The sequence below is a fragment of the Janthinobacterium sp. MP5059B genome (genome assembly GCF_001758645.1).
Lineage (GTDB): Bacteria > Pseudomonadota > Gammaproteobacteria > Burkholderiales > Burkholderiaceae_D > Janthinobacterium > Janthinobacterium lividum.
Genome location: NZ_LRHX01000010.1, coordinates 203,664 through 230,371, shown reverse-complemented (window position 1 = coordinate 230,371; position 26,708 = coordinate 203,664). Strand labels below are relative to the sequence as shown.

Genomic DNA, 26,708 nt, shown 5'->3' with positions numbered 1-26,708 from the left:
GTTTGGATTATTTCAACCTTGCAAAGCACGAAGTACCATCGAGGAGAATGCCGTGTCAGAAAATATCGCTCTTACTAAACGTTTTGAAGTGCTCTTTCTGCAAACGAAATTGGCATGTTTTGGGCGTTATGCCCTGCGCATACCGCAAGAGGCTGAATTGATTTCTGGCGAGACATCCCTCCCATCAACGATTGGAATAAGAACCGATGGATTGGTAGGGAGGGACATACAGGTTTTAGAGGATATTGAACAAATAAAGTTCAATAATCCAACCTCGGAAATTATCTACAACGGCATAGGTCCAATTGAAGACAGTTGGCAGATTCAGTATTTTGAGAATGAATACACCAAAAATGAAGGTGATATATATTTCAACACATACATTACAAAAGGAAACATAACATTTACGATAGGAGATTCGACCCCAGAAGGCCAGACCAAGCAAAGTGCTGAACAAAAACAAGTAGTTCGCGCAAAAAATTTACACCTACGCAAAGAAGATGAGATACCGTCCGAATCCGGCAACTGTATTCCTTATGGATTCATTTTTGACAATATTTATGACGAACAAGAAATAGTCAATACGGGACTGTATCTCCCAAGCTTCCCAGATGTAACGTTCTCCGTCAGCTCGAATAAGAACGCTTATGGTGACTACTCGCCTGCTGAGTTCGAAAATAATGTGAGAGGTGCCCTTTCCTTAATTCACCGAATTCAGCAAGCAAAAGACCGGCAAGGCAATCGCTATCCCAAAAGAACCGTGCTACGCGAAGGCAAACGCAACGTCCAGCACTGGCAAGGAGAAGAGTCGCTGATACGGCGTACCGACGGTGTCCATGATTTTGAATGGGCATTGGTAGGCAAACCAAAGGACATCGCGAATCCATCGGTACTGGAGGTCAGGATGTTCACCAAAGTCGCCCACAACATGGTCGGCGCCGCCGAAGCCGCGTCGCTGACCGACGAAGAGGCGGTCGCCCTGTGGGACAAGCTGCTGTCCGGCCTGAAGTTCCGGGTGAAAGTGCCGGGTGCGCCGCCGGGTTCGTATTACATCGATCCGGACAAGCCGGCGCAGTGATGGATGCACTACCCTGGCAGTAGGCCATGCTGGCGTGAAGTCATCTATTGCGCTAGCATGATCTTTTTGCCCGGAAAGCCGCCATGACCATCACCCTGCGCCCCGCCCTGCCCGACGATATTGACGCCCTGTGGGTCCTGCGCACGGTGGCTGTGCGCTTCAGTTGCGCCACGCACTATGCAGCGGAGCAAATTACTGTGTGGACGGCTTCACCCGTGCCGGACTCTTATGCCGCCATGCTGGCTGCGGGTGGCGGCATCGTGGCGATGCAGAACGAAACCATCGCTGGCTACGCCATGCTGGATGTAGATAAACACGAAGTAGACGCTGTCTTTGTCGACCCCTCGCGCGCGGGACTCGGCATCGGCAAGCGCCTGCTGGCGGCGCTGGAGCAACTGGCGCGCGGGCACGGCATTGCGCGCCTGCACCTGTCCGCGTCGCTCAATGCCGTGCCGTTTTACGCGGCTGCCGGCTTTACAGCCTTGCGCGAGCAAGCGTATGCGCACCCGAGCGGCATCAGCCTGGCCAGCGTGGCGATGGAAAAGGCGCTGGCGGCCACCTGAGCCGTCAATCGCCCGTCGCAGCAGCTTCGGACTCGGCCAGGCAGTGCTGCAGCTTCGCGATCAGGGCGCGCACTTCATCGCCGCCCAGGTCCAGCGGGTCGCCGTGCGCGCCAATTGCGATCAGGCAGATGGCCGAGCCGTCGTACCAGGCATCCAGGCGTTCCTTGCCCTCATTCATATTGCTCTGATTCATGTTGCAAATCCCTCAGTAAATCAGCCGGCGCCGCGATGCTGGCGCTGCCTTGCGGCACAGGGAAGACGGAAGCCAGCTGGCCATTCTTGTTCATACCGGGCAGCCACTTGGCCAGGAAATCGCCGAGCGCGACGGCGCGCGGCTGAAAATATTCCCAGTCGCCGCTGGCGCACGCCTGCGCAAACGCGGCTTCCGGCCAGAACGGGACGGCGACCTTGCCATCGACTTGCGCCGTGGCCCATCCATCGCGGTGCAAGCCCCACACTTCTTGCGTATCGGCCACCTTGCGCACGAAATAGCCATGGCGTTCGGCGGACGGCAGCCCCACCACCTGCTTGAACTTTTCAGGATGCATGGTCATCCCATACCCGCAATTGCGGCCCGCACCAGCCCGTCACCATGTCGAGGGCGTCCAGTATCACGTCTTCCAGCGGCCCTTCCTGCGCGCTGTCCTTCATAGACGGGCGCAGTTCCTGCAGCAAGGCGGCCACTGGCGCGGCCGTCACGCCGCTGGCCTTGTAACGCAGCAGGATGGCGCGCAGCGTGAGCAAACCTGCCCTGGCATCCAGCGCGGCCAGCAAGTCCCGGTCGATATCAGCGATGATGGTTTGCGGCATGTCAATCCGCCTCCCACGCGATGGCGGCCGGCCGCGCGCCGCCTGTCCTGAAAAACTCGGCAAAGGCACGCTGGCATTGTTCCACGTCCACGCACCATGCCTCGGGATACTCGTCCACCTGGCCATTCGACAGCAGATAGCTGCAGGCACCGTCTGCCTCCTCGTCGCCCAGCGAGTGAAAACTCAGGTCGTCCTGCCCCGACAGATACATCAGCCAGGCATTGCCACCATTGCGCAACATGCACAGGGCCGGGCCCTGCTCCGCGTCCGTGGCCAAGGTCAGCCACAGCTCGCACTGCGCCAGCGCGCGCGCCTCATGCAGCGCTTGCTCCAGCGCAAGAATTCCATCCACCACGCGCGGCTCGCCGTGCAGGTTCAGTTCCATCGTCATGCTTTTTCCCCACTTAAATCGGCCGTCGCCAGCGCCGTGCTCAGGTACAGCTTACCGCTCAGGTCTTGCAATAAACTGCTCTGGCGCAGGCGGTCCATCACGGGGCCTTTTACTTCGGCCAGGTTCAGGCTGATGCCGCGCTTGGCCAGTGTGCTGTTGAGCTCGATCAAGCCCAGCAGGGCCGTGCTGTCGATCTGGTTGACGGCCGACAACACCAGCACCAGATGGCGCGCCGTCGGGTGGCCCCGCAACTCGTCTTCCACGCGCTCCGTGACGGCTTCGACATTGCCGAAGAACAGGCCCGCATCGATGCGCAGCAGCAGGACGTCGGGCAAGGTTTGCGCTTCATAGCGCTCCACGTTGCGGAAGTGCTCGCTATTCGGGATGCGGCCCAGCACGGCGATGTGCGGGCGGCTGGCGCGCCAGATCAGGGTGCCCATCGACAACAGCACGCCGATCACCACGCCCGCTTCCACGCCCAGCACCAGCACGCCGGCCGTCGTCGCCAGCAGGGCCAGCGCATCGCTGCGGTCGTAGCGCCACGACAGTTTCAAGGTGTCCCAATCCAGCAGGCTGCTGACGGCAAAGATGATGGTGGCTGCCAGAACGGGCAGCGGCAGCAGGGCCAGCCAGCCCGTGGGGGCCACCAGCGCCAGCGCCAGCAGGCCGGCCGTGATGATGCTGGCCAGGGGCGTGTTGGCGCCCGCCTGGAAATTGACGGCCGAGCGGGAAATCGATCCCGTGACGGGGAAGCCGCCCGACAGCGCGCTGGCCACGTTGGCCGCGCCCAGCCCCAGCAGTTCGCGGTTCGTCTGCAGCTTTTCACCGCGTTTTTGCGCCAGGGTCTGGGCGGCGGACATGCTCATCAAAAAGATGATGAAGGCGATCAGGAGCGCCGGCGACAGCAGGGTGCGCCAATGGGCGCTCGAGGTGGCCAGGTTCAGGCCCGGCAAGCCGCTGGGCACGTGGCCCGTCGTCTGCACGCCCATCGCTTCCAGGCCGCCATAGGCGACCAGCGCGATGCCGGCCAGCACCAGCGCCATCGGCGCCAGGCGTGCGCCCACGTCGGCCGCCACCTTGTTCAGGCCGCAACGCTGCAGCAGGCGCGACAGATAACGCTTGGCCAACCACAGGAACAACAGGCCGGACAGTCCAAGCACGAGGCTGGGCGTATGCCAGTGGGGCCAGGTGGCACCCAGCAAGGGCGTGATCTGGCCCCAGATGATCAGGATCGCGGCGCCATTGCTGAAACCGCTGATCACGGGGCGCGACAGGAAACTGGCCATGAAGCCCAGGCGCAGCACGCCGCACAGCAACAGGACGAGGCCGCTGATGAAGGCCAGCTGGGCGGCCAGGACGATATACAAGGAGGAGCCGGGGTCGGCCAGCGGCGCCAGGGCGGCGGCCGTCATCAGGGATACGATGGCCATGGGGCCCACCGATTGCGTCATGCTGCTGCCGAACAGGGCGTACAGCACGGGCGGCAAGATGCTGGCATAGATGCCCACCACGGGCGGCAAGCCGGCCACCAGCGCATAAGCCATGCCTTGCGGCACCATCATCATGGCGACAACGATACCGGCAGTGATGTCTCCGGCCAACAGAGGACGCCGGTATTGCCTGAGCCAGAGCAGCATGGATGATCCCGAAATCTGAAAACCGAAGCCTATCATGCGACGAGGCCGGCTGACAGGGGGAACGCGTTCACTCTTGCAGCAATTGCGCCTTCACGGCATCGAGGATTTCCGCCGACAGGGCTTCGTCATCGACGGAACGGGCCAGCACCATGGCCCCCACCATGGCGGCAAACGTGGCGATCGCCTGCTGGCGCCGCTCTTCCGGGGCGCCGTCGGGCAGCAAACCCTGCAGCAAGGCGAACTGCTGCTGCGTGGCCGCCGTAAACGCGGGACGCGCGCCGGGCGACATGCGCGCCACGTCGACGCCCATGGCCGCCGCAGGGCAGCCGCCGCCGGGCTGGTCGCGGTGCCGGGTGGTCAAATAATTGTCGATAATGGCCGGCAACGCCCGCTGCGGGTCGCTGGCGACCTTTGCCTGCCAGCCTTCCAGCGATTTCTCCAGGGCATGCTGGCACGCCTCGATCATCAAGTCTTCCTTGGACGCGAAATGGCCATAGAAACCGCCATGCGTCAGGCCCGCGTTCTTCATCAAATCGGCCACGCCGATGCCGTCATAGCCCTTTTCGCGGAACAACTTGGCCGCCACCTCCACGATGCGCTCGCGGTTCAGCGCTGCCTGTTCCCTGCTTACCTTCATGCTGCCCTCCCACATTTATGTCAATCATCATATAACTTTACGCCTGTTTGCGCCACTCTGTTAGCAAGCGCACCGTTGGATGCGGTTGCCGCGCCGATACTGGACCTTCGTTTCCAGGGAGGCCAGCATGAACGAGAACAAGGACCAGTCCGCCGGTAACTTGCAGCGCAGCATACAGCAGGAGCAGGATCAGGAAGACAAGCAGCGCGATGCCACCAAGCAAGGCAAGGCAAGCAAGCCGCCCGTGCAGACGGGCCACCGCAACCAGCCGACGCCGCCCCTGCCCGCCCAGCACCTGGACAAGCCCGGCCTTGAAGCACAGATGGCATTGAAACCCCGTTTCCTGGCGCCCGACTACTGCGGCAGCGGCAAGCTGGCCGGCATGGTGGCCATCATCACGGGCGGCGATTCGGGCATCGGCCGCGCCGTGGCCGTGCTGTACGCGCGCGAAGGGGCGGATGTCGCCATCATTTACCTGAACGAACACGCGGACGCCCACGAAACCAAGCGCTACGTGGAAGCGGAAGGCCAGAGCTGCCTGTTGATTGCCGGCGACGTGCGCGACCAGGGCTTTTGCCAGCAAGCCGTCAGCCAGGTGCTGGACAAATTCGCGCACATCGACGTGCTGGTCAACAACGCAGCCTTCCAGGAACATGCGGAATCCTTGCTGGACCTGAGCGAAGAACGCTTCGACCTCACCATGAAAACCAATGTCTACGGCTACTTTCATATGGCCAAGGCCGTCCTGCCCCACTTGCAGCGCGGCGCGTCCATCATCAACACGGGCTCCGTGACGGGTTTGCAAGGCTCGAAGCATTTGCTCGACTATTCCACCACCAAGGGTGCCATCCATGCGTTTACGATGGCGCTGGCTGGGAACTTGCTGGATAAGGGCATACGCGTGAACGCCATCGCGCCCGGGCCGGTCTGGACGCCCCTCAACCCGGCCGACAAGTCGCCCGAGGACATCCAGAAATTTGGCCAGGACACGGACATGCGCCGCCCGGCCCAGCCGGAAGAGCTGTCGCCCGCCTACGTCTTCCTGGCCTCGCCCGCCTGTTCCAGCTATATCAGCGGCATCGTCCTGCCCGTCACCGGCAGCGTGGGGGACTAGGCGATGGCGCGCGCACTGTGGAAAGGCGCCATCAGCTTCGGCCTTGTGCACATCCCCGTCGAGCTGATTTCAGCCAGTCTCGACCATGAACTGGACTTGTCCATGCTGGACCGGCGCGACTTTTCACCCATCGGCTACAAGCGCTACAACAAGAAGACGGGCAAGGAAGTCGAGTGGGACGACATCATCAAGGGCTATGAATACAAGACGGATGAGTACGTGGTGCTGTCCGAGGAAGATTTACGGCAAGCCAATGTGAAGGCCACGCAAACCATCGACATACTGACCTTTGTCGATGCGCTTGAGGTGCCGCTGACCTTTTACGAGCACCCGTATTATTTGCTGCCCGCCAAGGGCGGCGAAAAAGTCTATGCGCTGCTGCGCGAAACCTTGCGCAAGGCGAACAAAGTGGGTATCGCCAGCGTGGTCATGCGTACCAAGCAGCATTTGTGCGCACTCGTGTGCGTGGGCGACGCCATCGTGCTCAACACCCTGCGCTACGCCGATGAAATCCGCCCCACAGACGACCTGGACTTGCCCGGCAGCACCCTGAAATCGGCCGGCATTTCCGACAAGGAACTCAAGATGGCCCTGTCGCTGGTGGAAGGCATGAGCGAAGCGTGGGAACCCGGGCAATACCACGACAGCTACCGCGAAGACGTGCTGGCACTGGTCAAGAAGAAAATCAAGGCCAGGCAGACCAAGACCATCACGCCGCCCGCGCCCGAACCAGCAGAAGAGCACGGCAGCAACGTGATCGACCTGGTCGCCCTGCTGCAGCAAAGCCTGGGCAAGAAAGCGTCCGCCGCGCCGGCCCGCAAGCGCGCGACCTCGTCCGCCGCCCGCAAGCCGCCGCCCGCCAGGCGCAAGGCGGCCTGAACCACCCCACCCGTTTAGCGAGACTCTGCCATCATATAAATGCATTGACTTTGATCCGGCTTCTCGCTACGTTATGCACAGGCCTGCCACCCGGCAAGCCCTGTCATGCGTGCGGAAAAAATGGATGCCGAGTTCGATCAGCTTATCCTCAGCAACGCCCCTGGCGGCGTTGTCATCACGAACGAAGAGCATGCCGTCGTGCGCTGGACAGCCGGGGCGCAGCGCATCTTCGGCTATGCCAGCGACGAAGCGCTGGGCCGCACGCTGTGGGAACTGATCTCCTTGCCGGGACAGGCAGAGGCACCCTCCCTGATTGACGAACAGCTGGCCTTGCACGGCAGCTACGACCGCGAATCGCTGCGGCGGCGCAAGGACGATGAGCTCATCTACGTCGACGTGGCATGCCAGGCCGCCCACGCGGCGCCGGACGGCCACCGCTACCTGATTTCCACCATGAAGGACACGACCTTGCTGAAGGCGGCGCGCGACGCCCAGTTCGTTGACGTGCGCTACCGCGTGCTGTTCGAATCGACGCCGGACAGCGTCATCATGGTCAATGCCACGGGCGCCATCGTGCTGGCCAACCAGCAGGCACAGCGCCTGTTCGGCTATGCGGAAGGCGAATTGAGCGGCAGGCAAATCGATAGCCTGCTGCCGCAACGCCTGCGCCATGCGCACGTGGGGCACCGCGCGCGCTATTTCGACCAGCCCCGTACGCGCACCATGGGCGCCGACCTGGAATTGCTGGGCTTGCGCAAGGACAACGTCGAATTCCCTGTGGAAATCAGCCTGTCGCCGATCCAGACGGAAATCGGCACCTTCGTCATCAGCGCCATCCGCGACGTCAGCGACCGCCGCCGGGCCGAGCAGAAGTTCCGCGGCCTGCTTGAATCGGCGCCGGACGCCATCGTCATCGTCAACGGCGATGGCGAGATCGTGCTCGTCAACTCGCAGACGGAACGGCTGTTCGGTTACTCGCGCGCGGAGTTGCTCGGGCGCAATGTGGAAGTGCTGATCCCGGCCCGCTATGCAACTGATCATCCGCATCACCGCCAGTCCTTTTCCGCGGCGCCGCGCGCCCGCTCCATGGGCGCGGGCCTGGAACTGTATGGCTTGCGCCGCGATGGCACCGAGTTTCCCGTCGAAATCAGCCTGTCGCCGCTGGAAACGGAGGAAGGCGTGCTGGTCTCGTCAGCCATCCGCGACATCACGGAGCGCAAGCGCATCGAGCGCACGCTGAACGAACAGAAAATCGAACTGGAACGGGCCAGCCAGGCGAAGGACCGCTTTCTCACCAGCATGTCGCATGAATTGCGCACGCCGCTGAACGCCATCCTCGGCTTCGCCCAGCTGCTGGCCAATGAAGCCCTGCCCGCGACCGTGCTGCAAAAACGCGCTTTCGTGCAAAACATCGTCACCTCGGGCCGCCACCTGCTCACCCTGATCAATGAAATCCTCGACCTGGCGAAGATCGAATCAGGCAGCCTGAGCCTGTCGATCGAGCCGGTGGCGCTGCCCGTGCTGCTCGAGGAAGTGCGCGTCATGGTGGAAGAACAGGCGCAGCAGCGCCAGATTCACCTGGTGTTTCCAGCCTGCGAGGCGCTGACGCTCAGGGCCGACCATACGCGCCTCAAGCAAGTGCTGCTGAACCTGCTGTCAAACGCCATCAAGTACAACCGCCCGGCCGGCAAGGTGGAGCTGGAAGTGTCGCAGCCCGGGGCGCAGCGCGTGCGCATCGCCATCCGCGACACGGGCAAGGGACTGGATGAGACGCAGATGGCGGAACTGTTCCAGCCGTTCAACCGCCTGGGACAGGAGGCAGGCAGCGAGGAAGGTACCGGCATCGGCCTGGTCGTCACCAAGCGCCTGGTTGAGCTGATGGGCGGCAGCATGGGCGTGCACAGCTGCGTCGGCGTGGGCAGCGTGTTCTGGATCGAACTCGACACAATGACCGCCCCGCCCGCCAACCGGCAGCCGGAATACCTGCCCGAGCCCGCCTGCGACGTCCGGGACGATGCCGGCGGCCAGGCCCTGCTGTTGTATGTGGAAGACAATCCGGCCAGCCTGCGGCTGGTGGAAGATATCGTCAGCTTCCTGCCCCATCTGCGCATGATCTCGGCCACCGACGCCCGCCAGGGTATCGCGCTGGCGCTGGAACGCCGCCCCGACGTGATCCTGATGGATATCAACTTGCCCGGCATGAATGGCAACCAGGCGCAGCGCATCCTGCGCAACGATACGCGCACGGCGCACATCCCCGTCATCGCCTTGACGGCCAACGCCATGAAGGGCGATATCCGGCATGGCCTGGCCGCGGGTTTTTTTCGCTACCTGACCAAGCCTGTCGAGATCACCCTGCTCAACGCGGCCATTGAGGAAGCGCTGCAGCTGGCGCGCGCCGTCCTGCCGTTCAAGCCGGAGGAGTAAAGGCTAGCTTTTTCATCGCCGCATCGATGCCCTTCGCGCTGCGCGCGTAGCCGTCCCATGGCGCGTTGCCCACGTCGAGACGGCTGTGGACATTGCCCACATTCCACTGATCGCCCGCCTTCAGTTTGTCGAGCTCATCCCAGGCCAGCGGCACGGAAATGCCCAGCCCCGACCGCGTGCGGGCAGACCACGCGCATACGGTGGTGGCGCCTCGGCCATTGCGCAAATAATCGATGAAAATCTTGCCGACGCGGTTGGCGGGGCCGCTTTTCAGGACGAAGCGCTGCGGAATGAGCTGCGCCATGTGCGCCACGATGGCTTGCGAAAACGCTTTGACCGTATCCCAATCGTGTTTTGGGCGGATCGGCACGACCACATGCAAGCCCTTGCCGCCGCTGGTTTTCAGCCAGGCGGGCAGTCCCAGCTCCGTCAGGAAGGCACGCAGCAATACGGCCGCCTCGCGGATGGCGGGCCAGGCCACGCCCTTGCCCGGGTCCAGGTCGAACACCAGGCGATTCGGCGTGTCATAGGCGCTGGCCAGGGCGTTTTGCGTGTGAAATTCCACCACATTCCACTGCGCCGCAGACAATAAGCCCTGTGTGCTGGCCACTTCCAGCATGCAGGCATGCTCCGGATCGAGGCCGGGATCGAGCTGTTTGACGCCGGGCATGCTGGACGTGTCCGCATGCTTCTGGAAAAACAGCTCGCCGCCCACGCCGGCTGGCGCACGCACCAGCGACACGGGCCGCCCACGCAAGTGCACGAGCATCAGCTTGCCCACCAGCGCGTAGTAGCGCACCAGGTCGATCTTCGTCGCGCCACTGTCCCGGTCGATCACCCGGTCCGCATGGCTGACCTTGAAACTGGCCGGCAAGACGCCGTCCGGCGTGGATTTGCTCTGCATCGTCTTCTCCCTGTCGATTCGCTGCGCCCGCTCGCGCACGATGGCGGCTGGCTGTTTATCCTCGCGCAAGCCGTGAAACACGGCATGGCGCACGGCGCCACCGCTGGTCCATTGCGCAAAGCTCACTTCGGCCACCAGTTGCGGCTTGACCCAGACGGGCTGGCGCACGCCGCCCGCCTTGCCTGCGAACGGACTCGTGCCGGCTGCCAGGGTGTCAAGCCGGCGCCGCAATTCGCGCAGGCAGGCATCGCCGAAGCCGCTGCCCACATTGCCCGCATAGAGCAGCCTGCCCTGGTCATCATGCACGCCCAGCAACAGAGAACCGATGCCTTCGCGCGCGCCCTGCGGCGCCGTATAGCCGCCGATGACGAATTCCTGGCGCAGCCCGCATTTGAGCTTGATCCAGTCGCCCGAGCGCCGCGTGACGTAGGGCGAACCGCGCCGCTTGCCGATCACGCCTTCCAGCCCCAGCCGGCAGGCGTGCGCCAGTATCTGCTGCGGCGTCGCGTCGAGCGCGGCGCTGAAGCGCACCAGGGGCGACGCTGGCAAGCTCTGCAGCAGCTGTTCCAGCAACGCCCTGCGCGCCTCGACAGGCTGGCCCCGCAGATCGTGGCCATCGAAAAACGCCACGTCGAACAGGTAATACACGATCTCGCTGGTCGTTTCCGCATCGAACGCGCGCTGCAATGCGCCAAAATCCGGGTGGCCGTTGGCGTCGTTGACGACGATTTCACCGTCATACCAGCCCGGCGGCAAACTCAACTGTTCCAGCGCCTGCCGCAGCTTCGGCAGTTTTTCCGTCCAGTCATTGCCATTGCGCGTGATCAAATTGATCCGTTCGCCATCGCAACGCGCGAGGATGCGGTAACCGTCGAATTTCACTTCGAAAAGCCACTGCTGCGCGTCTGGCGGCGGCGCATCGACCAGGGTAGCCAGCTGCGGCGACAGGGTGGCGGGCAATTCGGCATCCGGCGCTGCGGAGCGGTCCGCGCTCTTCTTGCGCTTGGGCATGGCCTTGTTCTTGACGCTGTCGGGAAACTCGTCCACGACAGAAAATTCCAGTGCCGGCCGGGCAAATGCGTCCTTTTCCTTGATCAGCAGCCAGGCAGGCTGCTTTGCGCTGCGTTTATCGCCTTTGCCTTTCATGCGCACCAGCACCCAGTTGCCATGCATCTTGTGGCCATGCAGGGTCAATTTCAGTTCGCCGGCCGCCAGCGCCTTGCGCGCATCAGGCGTGGCCGGCTGGGCCTGCCACGTCCCCTTGTCCCAGATGATGACCTTGCCCGCGCCATACTGCTTTTCGGGGATCGTGCCTTCAAAACCGGCATACGCAATCGGATGGTCTTCCACCTGCACCGCCATGCGCTTGTCGCGCGGGTCGTAGCTGGGTCCTTTCGGCACAGCCCAGCTTTTCATCGTGCCGTCCAGTTCCAGGCGAAAGTCATAGTGCAAACGGCTGGCCCAGTGCTTCTGGATGACGAAGGTGAGCGCCTCGCCCGCTTCCTCGCCGCCATCCGCAGGCTCGGGCGTGGCGGCGAAATTGCGCTTGGCTTGATAGGTTTTCAAGGCGGCTTTCATGGCGGACCCATGCGGTGACGATGGCATCGAGTCTAGGCCGCTGCCGTCCCTGGCGCGGTACGCCAGCTAACAGAGTACCTGCCCCGGCAAATGTAAGTGTTTGTAATTAGCCCGAATCGCTGTCAACGCTATTGCCGTACGGCGCGTTTTTGCCTCAGTGACAGGGGAAATGCATCTCCTGAACTACAACCCCACTTCTCGAGGAACTGCACCATGAAAAAAGTAATCGCTACTCTGATCGCCGGCTTGTTCGCTACCGCAGCCTTTGCTCAAACGCCAGCCGTGCCTGCCAAGGCCGAAGCCAAGCACACCAAGGAAGTGGCAAAAGCGGAAGCCAAGGAAACCAAGGCCGTCGTGAAAGCCGATGCGAAAGAAGCCGCCGTCGCCGCCGATGCGAAAGCCGATGTGGCCAGCGCCAAGGCCGACGCCAAAGCCACCAAGGCCAAAGCCCATCACAAAGCCACCAAAGCCAAGGCAAAAGCCGCCGAAGACAAAGCTGAAGCGACCGCAGCAGCGAAGTAATCGCCATCCCGCCATGGCGGGAGGCACCATGCAAAAAGACAGCTTCGGCTGTCTTTTTACATTTTCTCTCCTTCTTCTTCAATTAACGTCGCTCAAATCACCTGATTGTAAGAAAGTGTAAACCAGGTCAACCATTACCTTCCGGGCCGCGTTTTCTGCTCAGTGACACGGGAATCATCCCGGCACACCAGACAAACCACCACCGAGGACTGCACCATGAAAAAAGCAATTGTTACCCTGATCGCCGGCCTGTTCGCTACCGCAGCCTTCGCCCAAACCCCTGCCGCTCCAGCAGCATCGGTTCCCGCCAAGGCGGAAGCGGCCCACACGAAAGCCGTGGCCAAGGCTGAAGCCAAGGAAACCAAGGCCGTCGTGAAAGCCGATGCCAAGGAAGCCGCCGTCGCCGCCGATGCGAAAGCCGCTGTGGCCAGCGCCAAGGCCGACGCCAAAGCCACCAAGGCCAAGGCCCATCACAAGGCCAGCAAAGCCAAAGTGAAAGCGGATGCGGCCAAAGCGGCGGAAACCGTTCCCGCAGTGCCGGCAGCGCCAGCGAAATAAGCGCGAACGACGTCACGGGAGCGCGTCCGCCGGGTCTGCGCTTGCGTGACCACGCCGATTACCAGGGACAGCTTCGGCTGTCCTTTTTGCATGGCGCGGCGCCAAATGACATGGCTTCCTGCGCGCCTTCATGCAAACTTCATCGAACCGGCCAGCTTGCGCGCGACAAAGCGGTGCACATGGAGGACACTGGCACTTCCACCATCGCCGCGAAGCCTATCCCATGCGCCACCTGCCCCTCATCCTGACTACCGCCCTGTATCTGCCTTGCGCCGCCAATGCGCAAGATATCCCTGCCACCCTGGAGCAAGTCCTGCAAGCCCAGGACCGCGACAGCCATGGCGATTTGCGCGCCGTCGTCGTGCTGCGCGATGGCGCCGTCGTGGCCGAACGCTATTACAACGGCGAGACGGCCGATACCCTGCACGACATCCGCTCGGCCGGCAAGAGCATCACCGCCCTGCTGGTGGGCGCGGCCGTGGCGCGCGGCCAGCTGGCGACAACAAAAACGGTGGGCGACTACTGGCCCGATGTCGCCGGCAGCGCGGCAGGCAAGGTCATCCTCGACGACTTGCTGACCATGCGTTCGGGCCTGGCCGCCTTCGATGAAGACGAACAGTCGCCTGGCAATGAAGACAAGCTCGATGCGGCGCCCGACCCGGCCGCCTTCGTGCGTGCGATACCGGCTGCCACGGCGCCGGGCAGCATGTATCGCTACAACTCGCTGGGATCATATGTCGCGGGCAGAGTGGTGGAAAACGCCAGCGGCACCGACCTGGAAGACTACGCCGCCAGGGTGCTGTTCGCGCCAATCGGTATCACCCGCTGGAGCTGGGGCCGCGACGTGGCACGCCACCCGAAAGGCCAGGGCAATCTGTCGCTGCGCCCGCGCGACACGGCAAGGATCGGCCAGATGGTGCTCGACGAAGGCGTATTTGACGGCAAGAGGGTAATCGATGCCGCCTGGCTGCAAGCGGCGCTGGCGCCGCGCGTGGCCATTGGCGCCGTGGACCGCTACGCCGACAGCTACGGCTATTTCTGGTACGCGAAGACGCAGGACGTCGGAGGACAGAAGATTGCCGTGCATTTCGCCTCGGGCAATGGCGGCAACAAGATCTATGTGATACCCGCCCGTCGCATGGTAGTCAGCATCGCATCGAGCGCGTATGGCAAGGGGTATGGGCAGCGCCGTTCGGAAGACATCCTGAAGGCTATCCTGAAAGCGGATGCAACGCAGATGTAAGCGTTTGTAATGACCGTCAACGCAAGCGTCCGGGGGCGCGTTTTATGCTCAGTGACACGGGAATCATCCCGACACAAACAGACATACCAGACAAACCACCACTGAGGACTGCACCATGAAAAAAGTAATTGCTACCCTGATCACCGGCCTGTTCGCAACTGCAGCCTTCGCCCAAACCCCGGCAGCACCTGCGGCCGCTCCGGCAGCGCCCGCCAAAGTGGAAGCGGCCCACACCAAGGCCGTCGTGAAAGCGGACGCCAAGGAAGCGCAAGCCGTCGTGAAGGCGGATGCCAAGGAAGCGAAAGCCGTCGTCGCCGCAAAAACGGACGTCGCCAGCGCAAAAGCGGAAGCGGCCACCACGAAAGCCAAGGCACACCACAAGACCAAGAAAACCAAGGCCAAGGCTGACGAAAAGCTGGCATCGGCTACCGCCGAAGCGGCTCCAGCCAAGTAATTCCGACACACTTTACTGACCACGCATACCAAGGATCTTAAAATGAAAAAAGTTATCGCCACCCTGATCGCCAGCCTGTTCGCCACCGCCGCTTTCGCCCAGACGCCAGCCGTCGCGCCAGTCGCTCCAGTGGCACCGATTCCTGTCGTCGCCCCTGTCGTCAAGGCCGAAGCGCCGGCAGCCGCCGTCAAACCAGCGGCGCACAAGAAAGCCAAGCATCACAAGGCGAAGAAAGCCGCGCCAGCCGACAAGGCAGCGCCTGCGGAAGCAGCAGTACCGGCAACGCCAGCAGCGCCAGCCAAGTAATCGCGGCGGCACCATCAAAAAAGACAGGGTTTTCCCTGTCTTTTTTTTCGTCCGCTTTTTTGTGCGCTTATTTCGGCATCAGCACCGTGTCGATCACATTGATCACGCCATTCGACTGGTACACGTCATAGGTGCTGATATTGGCGCTGTTGCCCCCCTCGTCCATCACGACGATGTTGTGCATGCCGTTCATGGCGAACATCAGCTTGCCGCCGCTGGCCGTGGGCAAGGTGGCTTTACCGTCGTGCATCTTGATTTCCTTCGCCAGCGCCTTGAAGTCGTATTTGCCGGGCACCACGTGATAGGTGAGGATCTTCGTCAGGGTCGCCTTGTTTTCCGGCTTCACCAGGGTCTCGACGGTGCCTGCGGGCAGCTTGCCGAAGGCCGCATTCGTCGGCGCGAACACGGTAAATGGACCCTTGCCTTTCAGGGTGTCGACCAGGCCGGCCGCCTTGACGGCAGCGACCAGGGTCGTGTGGTCGGCCGAATTGACGGCGTTATCGACGATGTCCTTGGACGGATACATGCTCTGGCCACCCACCATGGTCGTCATGTCGGCGGCAAACGGGGCGCTGGCGGCCAGCATGGACGTAATGAACAATGCTGCGGGAACGAAGGTGCGCATGATGATATCTCCTGGATGACTGCGTTTGCGTGATTGCAGGAGTACTTACGCCGTCGTTCCGCAAACGGATTCAACTCGCTGAAAACAGAAAAAACGGCGCCGTGCAATGCACGACGCCGTTCTTGGCAGGCTCCCGCGTCGCGTGCCGGGAAACTAGTTGGCCGCGACCTGCGGCTCCGTTTCGCCCCAGCCGCCGCCCAGGGCGCGGATCAGCGCCACCGTGGTGACGGCGCGGTTGCCGCGCAGCTGCACGGCATTGCGCTCGATGGTGGCCAGGTTGCGCTGCGCGTCCAGCAGATCGAGGTAGCTGGAACGGCCCGCGTCATACAGCTTTTGCGCCAGGTCGGCCGAGCGGCGTGCCGAAACGACGGCTTCGTCGATCTGCTGCGTCTGGCCCGACAGGATGCGCAGGCCGGCCAGGTTGTCTTCCACCTCGGCGAACGCCACCAGCACGCTCTGGCGATACGTCGCCACCGACTCTTCCAGCTGCGCTTCGCTGCGGCTCACGGCAGCTTTATTGCGTCCGCCGTCGATGATCGGCATAGACATCAGGGCGCCCAGCAGCCAGGAGCGGCTGCTCCACTTGAAGATGTCCGAGAAGGTATCGGACGCGCCGCCGCCGGAGGCGTTCAGGGTCAAGGCCGGGAACATGGCCGATTTCGCCACGCCGATGCGCGCATTCGACGCTTCCATGGTGCGCTGCGCCGACGCGATGTCGGGACGGCGCTCCAGCAGGGACGACGGCATGCCGGCCGGGATCACGGGCAGGAAGCCGCTGTCCTGCAGCGGGTTGACGGTCGCCGTGAAACTGGCGGCAGGTTTACCCAGCAGGACGGCCAGCGCATGTTCGCTGGTGGCGCGCTGGCGCTGCAGGCCGATGGCTTCGGCGCGCGTCGTCGACAGCTCCGTGCGGGCACGGGACAGGTCGAATTCGCCGATGTCGCCCAGGTCGTAGCGGCGCTGGTTCACATGCACGCTTTCCTCGCGCAGGCGCACCGTCTGTTCCAGGGTCGCCAGTTCCGCATCCGTGGCGCGCAGCTGGAAATAGGTCTGCGCCACGTCGGCCTGCAAGGACAGCAGCACCGAACGGTATGTCGCTTCCACGGCCAGCGCATCGCTGCGCGAGGCACTGACGTTCGAAGCGACCCTGCCGAACAGGTCGACTTCGTAGCTGGCCGTCAGATTCGCCTGGTAGACATTCGTGGCAGCCACCGGCGCGCCGTTCGGCAAGCCGAGCGACACGGCGGAAGCGCGGTTGCGCTGGCCGCCCACGTTCACGCCCACTTGCGGGATGCGGTCCGCTTCGGCGATGCCGGCAATCGCCCTCGCCTGCTTGACGCGGGCGGCGGCGACGGCCAGGTTGGCGTTGGCCTGCGTGGCTTCGTTGATCAGGCTTGTGAGGGCCGGATCATTGAAGGCCAGCCACCATTCGCCGCGCGCCTGGCGCTCGGCGGGGACGCCCTGTTTCCAGCGCGTGCCGTCCGCCGCCGTCTGCACGGCAGGCGTTTGCGCTTCCTTGAACGCCGTCGGCGTCTCGATCTGCGGCTGCTTGAACTCCGGCGCCGCGCAGGCGGCCAGCAGCACGGCTGCGGCCATGGCGGTCAGCACGGGCTTGACGCGCCAGATGATTTCCTTGGTTTTCAATATATATCTCCTTCCAGGTTCAATGCTGGCGCGGCGGCAGGCTTGGCAGCAGCATCGGCTGGTTTTTTCTCAAAACGCTGCGCCAGGGTGCGCAGCAGTACATAGAACACGGGCGTCAGGAACAGGCCGAAGAAGGTCACGCCCAGCATGCCGGCGAAGACCGCCACGCCCATCGCATGGCGCATTTCCGAACCGGCGCCGTGCGAGAACACCAGGGGCACCACGCCCATGATGAAGGCGATCGACGTCATCAGGATCGGACGCAGACGCAGGCGGCACGCTTCCAGCGCCGCTTGCACGACGGTGCGGCCATGCTCTTCCAGTTCGCGGGCAAATTCCACGATCAGGATCGCATTCTTCGACGCCAGCCCCACCAGCACGAACAGCGCGATCTGGGTGAACACATTGTTGTCGCCGCCGGTCAGTTTGACGCCCAACAAGGCGCACAGGATCGACATCGGCACGATCAGGATCACGGCCAGCGGCAAGGTCCAGCTTTCGTACTGGGCGGCCAGCACGAGGAATACCAGCAGCACGCACAGCGGGAAGACATAGATCATCGTATTGCCGGACAAGATGTCCTGGTAGGTCAGCTCCGTCCATTCATACGCGATCCCCTGCGGCAGCACTTCCTTGGCGATGCGTTCCAGCGCGGCTTGCGCCTGGCCGCTCGATACGCCAGGTGCGGCGCCGCCATTGAAGTCGGCTGCGGCATACGCGTTGTAGCGCTGCACGCGGTCCGGACCATAGCTATCCTTCACGCGCATCAACGACGACAGCGGGATCATTTCGCCCTTGTCATTGCGTACCTTCAGCTGCGCGATATCCTGCGCATGCGAACGGAACGCCGCATCGGCCTGCACGCGCACCTGGTAGGTGCGGCCAAACTGGTTGAAGTCGTTCACGTACAGCGAACCGAGGTTGATCTGCAAGGTCTGGTAAATCGTTTGCAGCTGCACGCCCATCTGCTTTGCTTTCACGCGGTCGACGTCGGCGAACAGCTGCGGCACGTTGATCTGGTAACCCGAGAACACGCCCGCCAGTTCCGGCGTCTGGTACGCCTTGGCGGCCAGTGCCTGGGTGGCGTTGTACAGCGCGTCGTAACCGAGATTGCCACGGTCTTCGATCATCATCTTGAAGCCGCCGATGGTACCGAGGCCGTTGACGGGCGGTGGCGGGAAGACCATGATGAAAGCGTCCTGGATACCGCCCAGGCGCTTGTTGATCTCGGCCGCGATGGCGCCGCCCGACAATTCCTTGCTGCTGCGTTCGTCGAACGGCTTCAGAGTGGCGAAGACGATACCGGCGTTCGGCGCATTGGTGAAGTCGTTGATCGACAGGCCGGGGAAGGCGATGGTCGATTCGACGCCAGGCACCGACTTGATGACGTCGGACATGCGGCGCACGACATCTTCCGTGCGGTCCAGCGAAGCGGCGTCAGGCAATTGCGCAAAGCCCACCAGGTATTGCTTGTCCTGCGCTGGCACGAAGCCGGCCGGCACGGACTTGAAGGTGAAGATGGCGGCAACGACCAGCAGCGCATACACGCCCAGGGAGGCGCTCTTGCGGCCCAACACGCCTTTTACACCCGCTTCATAGCGGTGCGAAGCGCGGCCGAAGAAGCGGTTGAACCAGGCGAAGAAGCGGCCGAAGACCATGTCCATGCCGCGCGTCAGCGCGTCTTTCGGCGCATCGTGCGGTTTCAGCAGCGCGGCCGACAGGGCTGGCGCCAGGGTCAGCGAGCTGAAAGCGGAGATCACGGTCGAAATGGCGATCGTCAGCGCGAACTGGCGATAGAACTCACCCGACAGGCCAGGCACGAAGGCGATCGGCACGAACACGGCGCACAGCACCAGGGCGATGGCGACGATAGGACCGCTGACCTCTTTCATGGCCTGGATGGTGGCGTCGCGCGGCGACAAGCCTTCCTCGATGTTGCGCTCGACGTTTTCCACCACCACGATGGCATCATCGACGACGATACCGATGGCCAGCACGAGGCCGAACAGCGACAGCGTGTTGATCGAGAAGCCAAAGCCCAGCATTACGGCAAAGGTGCCGACGATGGAGACGGGTACGGCCAGCAGCGGAATGATCGATGCGCGCCAGGTTTGCAGGAAGATGATCACCACCAGCACCACCAGGGCGATGGCTTCCAGCAGGGTATGGATCACGGCTTCGATGGACGAGCGCACGAACTGCGTCGGGTCGTACTCGATACGGTATTCCACGCCTTGCGGGAAGTCTTTTTTCAGTTCGTCCATCTTGGCCCGCACGTCGGAAGACAATTGCAGCGCGTTGGCATTCGGCGCTTCGAAAATACCCATGCCGACGGCCGGATTATTGTTCAGGAGCGAACGCAGCGAGTAGCTGTTGGCGCCCATTTCCACGCGCGCCACGTCCTTCAGGTGCGTCACGGCGCCATCGGCATTCGTGCGCACGATGATGGCGCCGAATTCCTCGGGCGTCTGCAGACGGCCCTGGGTATTGACGGTCAGCTGGAAGTCCGAGTTCTTCGCCGGCGAAGCGCCGATGACACCTGCAGCCACCTGCACGTTCTGCTCGCGGATAGCGTCGACGACGTCGTTCGCCGTCATGCCGCGCGCCGCTACCTTTTGCGGGTCGAGCCAGATGCGCATGGCGTAGTCGCCGGCACCGAAGATCTGGATGTCGCCCATGCCGGGCAAGCGTGCCAGCTGGTCCTTGACGTTCAGCACCGCGTAGTTACGCAGATACATGTCGTCATAGCGCTTGTTCGGCGAAACCAGGTGCACGACCATGGTCAGATTGGGCGACGATTTGACGGTCGTCACGCCGATCTGGCGCACTTCCTCGGGCAGGCGCGGCAAGGCGCGCTGCACGCGGTTCTGCACCTGCGTCTCGGCCTGCTCGACGTTGGTGCCGATCTTGAAGGTCACGGTCAGCATCATCGCGCCATCGGACGTGTTTTGCGAGGACATGTAGAGCATGTTCTCGACGCCGTTGATCTGCTCTTCGAGCGGCGCGGCCACGGTTTCGGCGATCACTTTCGGGTTGGCGCCCGGGTATTGCGCGCGCACCACCACGGATGGCGGCACGACGTCGGGATATTCGGAGATGGGCAGGCCGAAAATCGACAGCAGCCCGGCCACGAATATGACGATCGACAGCACCGCCGCGAAAATCGGCTTGTCGATGAAAAAGCGGGAAAAATTCATGTTTATTCCTTGGAGGTCGATGCTGCTTTCGCGGCGATCTTGGCGTCTTTTACTTCAGGTTTTGCAGGGGCGGCAGGCGCGGTCGGATCAAAATCCATGGCCACCATCTGCGGCGTCACCGGGGCGCCGGGGCGCACGCGCTGCAAGCCGTTGACGACGATCTTCTCGCCCGCCTTCAAGCCTTCGCGCACCACGCGCAAGCCATCCGAGGCCGGGCCCAGCTTGACGGCGCGGTATTCGGCCTTGTTGTCGGCACCCACCACGTAGACGTATTTGCGGCTCTGGTCCGTGCCGACGGCGCGGTCGCTGATCAACAGCGCCGTGCTTTGCGCCTGCGGGCCGTTGCCGCCGTCGAGCTGGATGCGCGCGAACAGTCCCGGCACCAGCTGGCGCTCGGCGTTGGCGAAGGTGGCGCGCATGCGCACGCTGCCCGTGGCCGGATCGAGCTGGTTGTCGACGAATTCCAGCTTGCCTTCGTGCGGGAAGCCCGTTTCGTTGGCCAGGCCTACCTTGACGGTGACGGGCGTGCCTTTTTGCGCCGTGCCGGCCACGCGCAGGTAGGTATCTTCATCGCCGTCGAAGCTGGCGTAGATGCGGTCCGTCGACACCACGGAGGTGAGGATGGCGGAAGCGTCGATCAGGTTGCCGACGGTGATTTCCGCCTTGCTGACGCGGCCGCTGATCGGTGCCTGCACCTGCGTGTACGACAGGTTCAGCCTGGCCGCTTCATACGCGGCTTGCGCCGAGCGGGCGTTCGCGTCCAGCTCTTTCAGGCCCGACGCTTTTTCGTCGAATTCGCGCTGGGCGATGGCTTTTTCGGCCAGCAGCTTTTCAGCGCGCGACAGTTCCAGCTTGGCCAGTTCCGCCTTGGCGCGGGCCGAAGCGGCCGTGCCTTCGGCGCGCGAGACTTCGGCCTGGAATGGGCGCGGATCGATGACGAACAGCACGTCACCCTTTTTCACTTCGCTGCCCGGCTTGAAATTGACGGCCGTGATGAAGCCGCCGACCCGCGAGCGGATTTCCACGCGCTCGATCGCTTCCAGGCGGCCCGAGAATTCCTGTGTTTCCGTGATCTGTTTTTCAACGACGGCGGCGGCCGAGATGGGCGGGCCGCCGGCCGCTGGCGCGTCGGGCACCTTGCTATTGGCCGAATCGCAGCCAGCCAGGCTCACGGCCACCAGTCCTGCCAGCGCGAGCGAGGCAGCCAGGGGCTTGAGCAGAGTGGAAAATTGTTGAACGTTTTTCATTTTATTTCCCTGTTTTATGAAAATTTCTAATGGTATGGGCGGCAGGAAGCAACCCAACTGAAAAAGTGAATGGTGGTGCCATGGCGCCCGACGGCGCTCGATCAAAGGTAAACAGGCCGCCAGCTGCTTAAAAGCGGACGGGGACGACGAAGCTGGCTGTGCGAACGCACAACTCAGGCATGAAGGGAACTACACTGCGTAGTGTAGCAACCAAAACTCAAAAAGTAAACTGATTAGTGTAAGTTTTTTTGCGATGCCGCGGATGGCGGCGTCATGACTCGGGCTCCTGCCCCAGTCCGGCGACGAAACTGCTAATTTCGCTCAATACCTGCACCTTGCAAGCGCACTCATTGCGGGCGGTGGCGTCCTGCAGCGGCGCGGCGGCCATGCGCCGCACGGTGGTCTTGATGCCGCAGGCGATCAGTTTGCTGCCGTATTGTTCAGCCTCGTCGCGCAATGGGTCGTCTTCGCTGGACAGGATGAGCGCTGGCGGCAGGTTCTTCAGGCGGCTCGACTGCAATGGCGACGCATACGGATGGGTACGGTCAGCGGCATTCGGCAGGTAGCCGCGGTAGGCGGCGGCGCATTGATCGGCCACTTCCGCCAGGTCAGGACAGGTCGGCAAGTTGCGCATCGAGCAGGTCGACAGGCCGGGATCGAGCATGGGCATGATCAGCACCTGGCCCGCGAGGGGCGGTCCGCCCCGGTCGCGCGACATCATGGCGCATACGGCAGCCAGGTTGGCGCCCGCTTCGATGCCCGACACCACCATCTGCTTGCCCGTCCAGCCCAGCTTGGACTTGTTCTTTTTTGCCCACAGCAGCACGGCATGCGCGTCTTCCACGGCGGCGGGAAATGGCCGCACACGGGCCAGGGTGTAGTTCGCGGCCAGCACCACGTGGTCGGGGTTGCTCAGCACGAGGCAGCGCAGGAAGTCGTCCGCATCGTCCAGGTCGCCGTCGACAAAGCCGCCGCCATGGAAGAAAACCATCAGGTTCGGCTGCCTGGCACCCGGCATGCCGGCCGTGTAGACGCGCGCGCCGAGCGCATCCTGCGCGCCCTGCACCTGGATGTCGCGTATCTTCAACGCCTGGCCAGGTGCCAGTTCGGCCGCGGTGTCGGCAAAGCTCATTGCGCCACCACCGGCTGCACCGCAACATCGAGCACCGTGTCGTTCAGGCACAACAGGGCAACGCCGCCCACTTCATGGGTCAGGGCGCTATAACCGCTGGCTTCGCTTTGCGCCGCCATCGAATATGCATCCGTCGATACCATCGCGGCCAGAGCGAGCGAGCTCATAGCGAGAGCGAGCACTGCAAAGATTCCATTCCGATGACCCATGATTTTTCTCCTGTGAACTTCCTGCGGCAATCAATTTATGCTGCAGTACAACAACTATAGACTTGATCTACAATCTGATAAAGAGTGCAATGACGAATTGATTGTTCAGGATTCTGAATAATCACGCATAAAGTGATAGGAATTCAAGTGAACAAGCTGCAAGCCATGGAAGTTTTCATCCAAGTCGTCGATGCGGGCGGCTTTACGCGCGCGGCGGAAAACATGCAGCTGCCGAAAGCCACCGTGTCGACCCTGATCCAGTCGCTGGAAGCAAGCCTGTCGGTTAAGTTGCTCAACCGCACTACGCGCCATGTCAGCATCACGTCCGACGGCGCCGCCTATTACGAACGCTGCGTGCGCATCCTGTCGGACGTGCGCGAGGCCGAGGAATCGCTGTCGCGCACGCGCTTGAGTCCCAGCGGACGCCTGCGCGTGGATGCGCCCACGGCCCTGGCCAGCGAACTGATCATTCCCGCCCTGCCCGACTTCTTTGCCCGCTACCCGGACATCTCGCTGGAGCTGGGCTGCAGCGACCGTCCCGTCGACCTGATCGAGGAAGGAGTCGATTGCGCCGTGCGCGGCGGCGAATTGGGCGACCTGAACCTGATCGCGCGCCGGGTCGGCGTGCTGCACTTCATGACGTGCGCCTCGCCCGGCTACCTGGCGCAGCACGGCACGCCGCTGCATCCGGACGACCTGGCACAGCACAGGGGCGTGAATTTTTTCTCCGCCAAGACAGGCAAAACGTTTGATTGGGATTTCACGCGCGCCGGCGAACGCATCCAGATCGCCATGCCCAGCCATATCGCCCTGAACGATTCGAACGCCTACACAGCCGCCGGCCTGGCGGGCCTCGGCATCGTGCAAATGACGCATTTCATGCTTGCGCCCCTGATAGAACAGGGCAAAATGGTGGAATTGCTCGGCGAATGGGAATCCGACCCGTTGCCCATCCACGTGATCTATCCGCCCAACCGCCATCTGTCCGCCAAGGTGCGCGTGTTTGTCGAATGGGTCGCCGACATGTTTACCAACCACCCGGCCACGCAGCTCAAGGGCAAGAGCAGTCCCGCGAGCGCGCGCGCCAACCTGACCGAGGTCCAGCCATGACAACAGCAAGCACATCGCCGCAGCCGCACCGCATCGTCTTTCTCGACCGCGACAGCCTGATCGCCACCGTGCGCCCGCCCGCCTTTGCGCACGGCTGGGAAGAGTATCCGCACACCAAGGGCAGCGAACAGACGGTGTCTCGCCTGCAAGGCGCCAGCATCGCCATCACGAACAAGGTGCCGCTGCGCGCGGCCGAGCTGGCGCAGCTGCCGGACCTCCAAATGATCGCCGTGGCCGCCACTGGCACGGACATCCTCGACCTGGCCGCCTGCCGCGAACGGGGCATCGTCGTGGCGAATATCCGCGACTATGCGCGCGCCACCGTGCCCGAGCATACCCTGGCCCTGATGCTGGCCCTGCGCCGCCAGCTGGTCGCCTACCGCGCCGACGTGGAAGCGGGTCTGTGGCAAGCGTCCGACCGCTTCTGCCTGTTCGGCCACCCGATCCGCGACCTGGCCGGCAGCCGCCTGGGTTTGCTCGGCTACGGTGCGCTGGGCAAGTCCGTGGCGCAGCTGGGACGCGCCTTTGGCATGCAGGTGCAGGTACACAACCGCTCCCCTATCGATGAGGACGGCGTGACGCAAGTGACGTTCGACGAATTGCTGGCCACCTCCGATGTGCTGAGCCTGCACCTGCCGTTGACGGACAAGACGCGCAACATCATCGGCGCGGCAGAGCTGGCGCACATGCAGCCCACATCCCTCCTGATCAACACGGCGCGGGGCGGCCTCGTCGACGAGGCGGCACTGGCCGAAGCGTTGACCCGTGGCGTGATCGCCGGCGCCGGTTTCGACGTGTTATCCAAGGAGCCACCGCTGCCCGACAACCCGCTGCTCAATGTGCGCCTGCCCAACTTCATCCTCACGCCGCACACGGCCTGGGCCAGCGGGGAAGCCATGCAGAAGCTGGCCGACATCTTGATCGGCAACGTGGAAGCGTTCGAGCGCGGCGCGCCCACGAACGTGGTGGCATGAGCGTATTGCACGAACTCGATGAGCTGCTAGTCCTGGACAGCGGCGAGTATGACCGCCTCGACCTGTTTCAGGAGGCGGCTGAGCTGATCGGGCAACTGCAGCCCGCCGACGTGCCTGCACTGCTGGCCCTGTGGCAGGCGCGCCCGCTATCCTGGCAGCAGCGCTGCACGCAAGCGAGCACCAGCATCGACGCCGCCGTGCTGCGCGCCCTGCTGGCAGGTTTGCTGCAGATCAAGGAAACCACCCACGGCGTGTTCGAGCTGATGGCGCGCCTGCCGCCCGTGGCCGACGCCTCTGCGCTCAGCGAAGCGCTGCTCGATTACGCCGAGCAAGCCTGGCATGCGCAGGGGCCGGCCCGGCACCGGCAAATCCAGATCAGTTGCTGGAGCTGCGGGCTGTCGGGCCGGCTGTTGCAGCGGCTCGGTTTATCCTCATGGAAAGAAGCGGGCTTGTAGGAACTACGGCGCGGCAGGCCGCTCAAAGGAAAAGCCCGGCGCATACGCGTGATAACCGTCGAAATCGCCCTTGCCGATGGCCGCGCCGCCGCTGCGCGCGATCGCATACGCCATGCTGAAGTGAAAATAGAAATTCGGCAGGATGTACAAATTCAAATACTCATCGGCGGGCAAGGCGATATCGGCAAAGCCGGCGCGGTCGCGGCAGATGCGCCCGGGCGGCCCGTCAAAGCGTTCCGGGGGGATGGTCTTGAGGTAGCGCATGGTCTGCGCGATCTGCTCCTGCAGACTGGCGGCGGCGCTGAAATCGGCCACCTCCAGCCCCGCCAGCGGACAGCAGCCGCGCAGGGAAAAGCTCACGGCCGCGCGCACTTGCTGGGCGAACGGCAGCATGTCCGGGTGCAAACGCGCCGCCAGCATATGCGGCGCGGTGCCGGTCTTGTCGAGCATGGCGGAGAGCTGCGCCAGCGAGCGGCAAAAGATGGCGGCGGGGTGGATATGCGTCGCGTCCCTCATGCCAAGCCTTCCTGCTCGGCGACCTTCTTCAGCACGCGGATCAGCCGGCGTTCATGGCGGCCCACGGCATCCCAGTGCCAGGCGTCGGTCGGACCGAATTCCGGGTAATGCGGCTGCCATTTTTCCGCGCGCTTCTGCGAATTGGCGCCCACATGCGACGCCAGTCCCTTGCCGCTGGACAGGCGCAGGTACACGCGGATGAGGCCCCAGCCTTCGCACACGTAACGGTAGGTGAGGCCATCGCACTTGGCCGGGTCGAGCGCGATACGGCGCGGGGCAAACTGCCCGCCCATGTCCGGGTAATGCACGGCCAGGAACACCTCGCTGGCGCCTTCGGCCTCCAGCCTGGCCGCATACGCGCACAGTTCGGCAGGCGAATGAAAGTGCAGCGTTTCCTGTTCCGCCTCCGAATACGCCTGCGCCACGGCCGCGCCGGGCTTGGCGAAGATCGCCTCGGCCATGGCCGCGATACCTGCTTCTGACATTGCCACCATACTC

General features: G+C 63.0%; 28 protein-coding genes. 13 read left to right on the top strand and 15 right to left on the bottom strand.

All coding sequences use genetic code 11. The annotated features are described in order from the left end of the window. Positions 1–52: 52 nt before the first annotated feature. Both JAB1_RS29910 and JAB1_RS13990 read left to right on the top strand, forming a co-directional pair. A complete protein-coding gene (locus tag JAB1_RS29910; RefSeq protein WP_175445062.1) occupies positions 53–1,078 on the top strand; it encodes a T6SS immunity protein Tli4 family protein in 1,026 nt (341 codons plus the stop codon). Between the two features lie 83 nt (positions 1,079–1,161). Further along, a complete protein-coding gene (locus JAB1_RS13990; protein WP_070280321.1) occupies positions 1,162–1,641 on the top strand; it encodes a GNAT family N-acetyltransferase in 480 nt (159 codons plus the stop codon). 4 nt (positions 1,642–1,645) lie between these two features. Here the strand turns inward: JAB1_RS13990 and JAB1_RS29585 are convergent, their stop codons facing one another. From JAB1_RS29585 to JAB1_RS13965, 6 genes are all read right to left on the bottom strand, one after another. Then, positions 1,646–1,834 carry a hypothetical protein gene (locus tag JAB1_RS29585; protein WP_139144553.1) on the bottom strand — a complete coding sequence of 63 codons (189 nt, stop codon included), beginning with the start codon at positions 1,832–1,834 and terminating at the stop codon, positions 1,646–1,648. After that, positions 1,812–2,189: a DUF2750 domain-containing protein gene (locus JAB1_RS13985; protein WP_175445061.1), complete on the bottom strand. Its 378-nt coding sequence runs from the start codon at positions 2,187–2,189 to the stop codon at positions 1,812–1,814. Before JAB1_RS13985 ends, JAB1_RS29585 begins: the two co-directional genes overlap by 23 nt. Continuing rightward, on the bottom strand, positions 2,179–2,451 hold the full coding sequence (locus tag JAB1_RS13980; RefSeq protein ID WP_070280319.1) for a hypothetical protein: 273 nt from the start codon (positions 2,449–2,451) through the stop codon (positions 2,179–2,181). Before JAB1_RS13980 ends, JAB1_RS13985 begins: the two co-directional genes overlap by 11 nt. A gap of 1 nt (position 2,452) precedes the next feature. Continuing rightward, positions 2,453–2,842, bottom strand: a complete 390-nt coding sequence (locus JAB1_RS13975; RefSeq protein WP_083299728.1) for an Imm1 family immunity protein — start codon at positions 2,840–2,842, stop codon at positions 2,453–2,455. Further along, positions 2,839–4,479, bottom strand: coding sequence for a sulfate permease (gene sulP, locus JAB1_RS13970; protein ID WP_070280317.1), 1,641 nt, complete (start codon positions 4,477–4,479; stop codon positions 2,839–2,841). The genes JAB1_RS13975 and sulP overlap by 4 nt, the downstream gene beginning before the upstream one ends. 67 nt (positions 4,480–4,546) lie before the next feature. After that, positions 4,547–5,116: a TetR/AcrR family transcriptional regulator gene (locus JAB1_RS13965; RefSeq protein WP_070280414.1), complete on the bottom strand. Its 570-nt coding sequence runs from the start codon at positions 5,114–5,116 to the stop codon at positions 4,547–4,549. A 127-nt stretch (positions 5,117–5,243) separates the two neighbouring features. Here JAB1_RS13965 and JAB1_RS13960 point away from each other — a divergent pair, with 127 nt between their 5' ends. The 3 genes from JAB1_RS13960 (at position 5,244) to JAB1_RS13950 (ending at position 9,536) form a co-directional block, all read left to right on the top strand. After that, a complete protein-coding gene (locus JAB1_RS13960; RefSeq protein ID WP_070280316.1) occupies positions 5,244–6,230 on the top strand; it encodes an SDR family oxidoreductase in 987 nt (328 codons plus the stop codon). A 3-nt stretch (positions 6,231–6,233) separates the two neighbouring features. Beyond that, positions 6,234–7,109 (top strand): Ku protein, encoded by an 876-nt coding sequence (locus tag JAB1_RS13955; RefSeq protein WP_070280315.1) that lies wholly within the window; start codon positions 6,234–6,236, stop codon positions 7,107–7,109. A 105-nt stretch (positions 7,110–7,214) separates the two neighbouring features. Continuing rightward, positions 7,215–9,536, top strand: a complete 2,322-nt coding sequence (locus JAB1_RS13950; RefSeq protein ID WP_070280314.1) for a PAS domain S-box protein — start codon at positions 7,215–7,217, stop codon at positions 9,534–9,536. Here JAB1_RS13950 and ligD read toward each other — a convergent pair. After that, on the bottom strand, positions 9,520–12,018 hold the full coding sequence (gene ligD / locus JAB1_RS13945; RefSeq protein ID WP_070280313.1) for a DNA ligase D: 2,499 nt from the start codon (positions 12,016–12,018) through the stop codon (positions 9,520–9,522). The genes JAB1_RS13950 and ligD overlap by 17 nt on opposite strands. 213 nt (positions 12,019–12,231) lie before the next feature. Between ligD and JAB1_RS13940 the strand changes: the two genes are divergently transcribed. The 5 genes from JAB1_RS13940 (at position 12,232) to JAB1_RS13920 (ending at position 15,101) form a co-directional block, all read left to right on the top strand. Continuing rightward, positions 12,232–12,540, top strand: a complete 309-nt coding sequence (locus JAB1_RS13940; RefSeq protein ID WP_034783132.1) for a hypothetical protein — start codon at positions 12,232–12,234, stop codon at positions 12,538–12,540. Positions 12,541–12,756: 216 nt separating this feature from the next. Continuing rightward, positions 12,757–13,098 (top strand): hypothetical protein, encoded by a 342-nt coding sequence (locus JAB1_RS13935; RefSeq protein ID WP_070280312.1) that lies wholly within the window; start codon positions 12,757–12,759, stop codon positions 13,096–13,098. Positions 13,099–13,321: 223 nt separating this feature from the next. After that, the gene (locus JAB1_RS13930; protein WP_070280311.1) at positions 13,322–14,341 is read left to right on the top strand and encodes a serine hydrolase domain-containing protein; all 1,020 of its coding nucleotides are present in this window, start codon (positions 13,322–13,324) and stop codon (positions 14,339–14,341) included. A 115-nt stretch (positions 14,342–14,456) separates the two neighbouring features. Further along, positions 14,457–14,795, top strand: coding sequence for a hypothetical protein (locus JAB1_RS13925; protein ID WP_070280310.1), 339 nt, complete (start codon positions 14,457–14,459; stop codon positions 14,793–14,795). A gap of 42 nt (positions 14,796–14,837) precedes the next feature. Then, a complete protein-coding gene (locus JAB1_RS13920; RefSeq protein ID WP_070280309.1) occupies positions 14,838–15,101 on the top strand; it encodes a hypothetical protein in 264 nt (87 codons plus the stop codon). A 67-nt stretch (positions 15,102–15,168) separates the two neighbouring features. Here JAB1_RS13920 and JAB1_RS13915 read toward each other — a convergent pair whose 3' ends face one another. The 6 genes from JAB1_RS13915 to JAB1_RS29905 all read right to left on the bottom strand — a co-directional run bounded on the left by JAB1_RS13915 (position 15,169) and on the right by JAB1_RS29905 (position 23,113). Beyond that, positions 15,169–15,687, bottom strand: coding sequence for a fasciclin domain-containing protein (locus JAB1_RS13915; RefSeq protein WP_176386255.1), 519 nt, complete (start codon positions 15,685–15,687; stop codon positions 15,169–15,171). A 192-nt stretch (positions 15,688–15,879) separates the two neighbouring features. Continuing rightward, on the bottom strand, positions 15,880–17,322 hold the full coding sequence (locus tag JAB1_RS13910; RefSeq protein WP_070258148.1) for an efflux transporter outer membrane subunit: 1,443 nt from the start codon (positions 17,320–17,322) through the stop codon (positions 15,880–15,882). A gap of 44 nt (positions 17,323–17,366) precedes the next feature. Continuing rightward, the gene (locus JAB1_RS13905) at positions 17,367–20,567 is read right to left on the bottom strand and encodes an efflux RND transporter permease subunit (RefSeq protein WP_034783119.1); all 3,201 of its coding nucleotides are present in this window, start codon (positions 20,565–20,567) and stop codon (positions 17,367–17,369) included. 2 nt (positions 20,568–20,569) lie between these two features. Beyond that, positions 20,570–21,814 carry an efflux RND transporter periplasmic adaptor subunit gene (locus JAB1_RS13900; protein WP_034783118.1) on the bottom strand — a complete coding sequence of 415 codons (1,245 nt, stop codon included), beginning with the start codon at positions 21,812–21,814 and terminating at the stop codon, positions 20,570–20,572. Positions 21,815–22,085: 271 nt separating this feature from the next. Next, the gene (locus JAB1_RS13895) at positions 22,086–22,946 is read right to left on the bottom strand and encodes an alpha/beta hydrolase (protein ID WP_070280308.1); all 861 of its coding nucleotides are present in this window, start codon (positions 22,944–22,946) and stop codon (positions 22,086–22,088) included. Next, positions 22,943–23,113 (bottom strand): hypothetical protein, encoded by a 171-nt coding sequence (locus JAB1_RS29905; protein WP_161789575.1) that lies wholly within the window; start codon positions 23,111–23,113, stop codon positions 22,943–22,945. Before JAB1_RS29905 ends, JAB1_RS13895 begins: the two co-directional genes overlap by 4 nt. Before the next feature lie 189 nt (positions 23,114–23,302). On the opposite strand from JAB1_RS29905, the gene JAB1_RS13890 reads away from it, so the two are divergent. From JAB1_RS13890 to JAB1_RS13880, 3 genes are read left to right on the top strand one after another with little or no spacing between them, the layout of a single operon-like run. Then, positions 23,303–24,265 (top strand): LysR family transcriptional regulator, encoded by a 963-nt coding sequence (locus tag JAB1_RS13890; protein WP_034783117.1) that lies wholly within the window; start codon positions 23,303–23,305, stop codon positions 24,263–24,265. Then, positions 24,262–25,239, top strand: coding sequence for a D-2-hydroxyacid dehydrogenase (locus JAB1_RS13885; RefSeq protein WP_070280307.1), 978 nt, complete (start codon positions 24,262–24,264; stop codon positions 25,237–25,239). Before JAB1_RS13890 ends, JAB1_RS13885 begins: the two co-directional genes overlap by 4 nt. Then, entirely contained in the window at positions 25,236–25,694 is a 459-nt protein-coding gene (locus JAB1_RS13880; protein WP_139144551.1) for a hypothetical protein, read from the top strand. The genes JAB1_RS13885 and JAB1_RS13880 overlap by 4 nt, the downstream gene beginning before the upstream one ends. A 3-nt stretch (positions 25,695–25,697) precedes the next feature. On the opposite strand, the gene JAB1_RS13875 is transcribed toward JAB1_RS13880, so the two are convergent. Then, on the bottom strand, positions 25,698–26,210 hold the full coding sequence (locus JAB1_RS13875) for a DUF1993 domain-containing protein (RefSeq protein ID WP_225317359.1): 513 nt from the start codon (positions 26,208–26,210) through the stop codon (positions 25,698–25,700). After that, the gene (locus JAB1_RS13870) at positions 26,207–26,695 is read right to left on the bottom strand and encodes a hypothetical protein (protein ID WP_139144550.1); all 489 of its coding nucleotides are present in this window, start codon (positions 26,693–26,695) and stop codon (positions 26,207–26,209) included. Before JAB1_RS13870 ends, JAB1_RS13875 begins: the two co-directional genes overlap by 4 nt. Positions 26,696–26,708 lie beyond the last annotated feature (13 nt).

What these genes read in the sequence shown, in the direction of transcription:
- JAB1_RS13870 (WP_139144550.1), bottom strand. Translation starts at nt 26,695, where the DNA reads ATGTCAGAAGCAGGTATCGCGGCCATGGCCGAGGCGATCTTCGCCAAG.
- JAB1_RS13925 (WP_070280310.1), top strand. Translation starts at nt 14,457, where the DNA reads ATGAAAAAAGTAATTGCTACCCTGATCACCGGCCTGTTCGCAACTGCA.
- JAB1_RS13940 (WP_034783132.1), top strand. Translation starts at nt 12,232, where the DNA reads ATGAAAAAAGTAATCGCTACTCTGATCGCCGGCTTGTTCGCTACCGCA.
- JAB1_RS13895 (WP_070280308.1), bottom strand. Translation starts at nt 22,946, where the DNA reads ATGAGCTTTGCCGACACCGCGGCCGAACTGGCACCTGGCCAGGCGTTG.
- JAB1_RS13965 (WP_070280414.1), bottom strand. Translation starts at nt 5,116, where the DNA reads ATGAAGGTAAGCAGGGAACAGGCAGCGCTGAACCGCGAGCGCATCGTG.
- JAB1_RS13875 (WP_225317359.1), bottom strand. Translation starts at nt 26,210, where the DNA reads ATGAGGGACGCGACGCATATCCACCCCGCCGCCATCTTTTGCCGCTCG.
- JAB1_RS13980 (WP_070280319.1), bottom strand. Translation starts at nt 2,451, where the DNA reads ATGCCGCAAACCATCATCGCTGATATCGACCGGGACTTGCTGGCCGCG.
- JAB1_RS13975 (WP_083299728.1), bottom strand. Translation starts at nt 2,842, where the DNA reads ATGACGATGGAACTGAACCTGCACGGCGAGCCGCGCGTGGTGGATGGA.
- JAB1_RS13950 (WP_070280314.1), top strand. Translation starts at nt 7,215, where the DNA reads ATGCGTGCGGAAAAAATGGATGCCGAGTTCGATCAGCTTATCCTCAGC.
- JAB1_RS13910 (WP_070258148.1), bottom strand. Translation starts at nt 17,322, where the DNA reads ATGGCCGCAGCCGTGCTGCTGGCCGCCTGCGCGGCGCCGGAGTTCAAG.
- JAB1_RS13935 (WP_070280312.1), top strand. Translation starts at nt 12,757, where the DNA reads ATGAAAAAAGCAATTGTTACCCTGATCGCCGGCCTGTTCGCTACCGCA.
- JAB1_RS13915 (WP_176386255.1), bottom strand. Translation starts at nt 15,687, where the DNA reads ATGCTGGCCGCCAGCGCCCCGTTTGCCGCCGACATGACGACCATGGTG.
- JAB1_RS13900 (WP_034783118.1), bottom strand. Translation starts at nt 21,814, where the DNA reads ATGAAAAACGTTCAACAATTTTCCACTCTGCTCAAGCCCCTGGCTGCC.
- ligD (WP_070280313.1), bottom strand. Translation starts at nt 12,018, where the DNA reads ATGAAAGCCGCCTTGAAAACCTATCAAGCCAAGCGCAATTTCGCCGCC.
- JAB1_RS13955 (WP_070280315.1), top strand. Translation starts at nt 6,234, where the DNA reads ATGGCGCGCGCACTGTGGAAAGGCGCCATCAGCTTCGGCCTTGTGCAC.
- JAB1_RS13930 (WP_070280311.1), top strand. Translation starts at nt 13,322, where the DNA reads ATGCGCCACCTGCCCCTCATCCTGACTACCGCCCTGTATCTGCCTTGC.
- JAB1_RS29585 (WP_139144553.1), bottom strand. Translation starts at nt 1,834, where the DNA reads ATGAATCAGAGCAATATGAATGAGGGCAAGGAACGCCTGGATGCCTGG.
- JAB1_RS13905 (WP_034783119.1), bottom strand. Translation starts at nt 20,567, where the DNA reads ATGAATTTTTCCCGCTTTTTCATCGACAAGCCGATTTTCGCGGCGGTG.
- JAB1_RS13960 (WP_070280316.1), top strand. Translation starts at nt 5,244, where the DNA reads ATGAACGAGAACAAGGACCAGTCCGCCGGTAACTTGCAGCGCAGCATA.
- JAB1_RS29905 (WP_161789575.1), bottom strand. Translation starts at nt 23,113, where the DNA reads ATGAGCTCGCTCGCTCTGGCCGCGATGGTATCGACGGATGCATATTCG.
- sulP (WP_070280317.1), bottom strand. Translation starts at nt 4,479, where the DNA reads ATGCTGCTCTGGCTCAGGCAATACCGGCGTCCTCTGTTGGCCGGAGAC.
- JAB1_RS13920 (WP_070280309.1), top strand. Translation starts at nt 14,838, where the DNA reads ATGAAAAAAGTTATCGCCACCCTGATCGCCAGCCTGTTCGCCACCGCC.
- JAB1_RS13990 (WP_070280321.1), top strand. Translation starts at nt 1,162, where the DNA reads ATGACCATCACCCTGCGCCCCGCCCTGCCCGACGATATTGACGCCCTG.
- JAB1_RS13885 (WP_070280307.1), top strand. Translation starts at nt 24,262, where the DNA reads ATGACAACAGCAAGCACATCGCCGCAGCCGCACCGCATCGTCTTTCTC.
- JAB1_RS13985 (WP_175445061.1), bottom strand. Translation starts at nt 2,189, where the DNA reads ATGCATCCTGAAAAGTTCAAGCAGGTGGTGGGGCTGCCGTCCGCCGAA.
- JAB1_RS13880 (WP_139144551.1), top strand. Translation starts at nt 25,236, where the DNA reads ATGAGCGTATTGCACGAACTCGATGAGCTGCTAGTCCTGGACAGCGGC.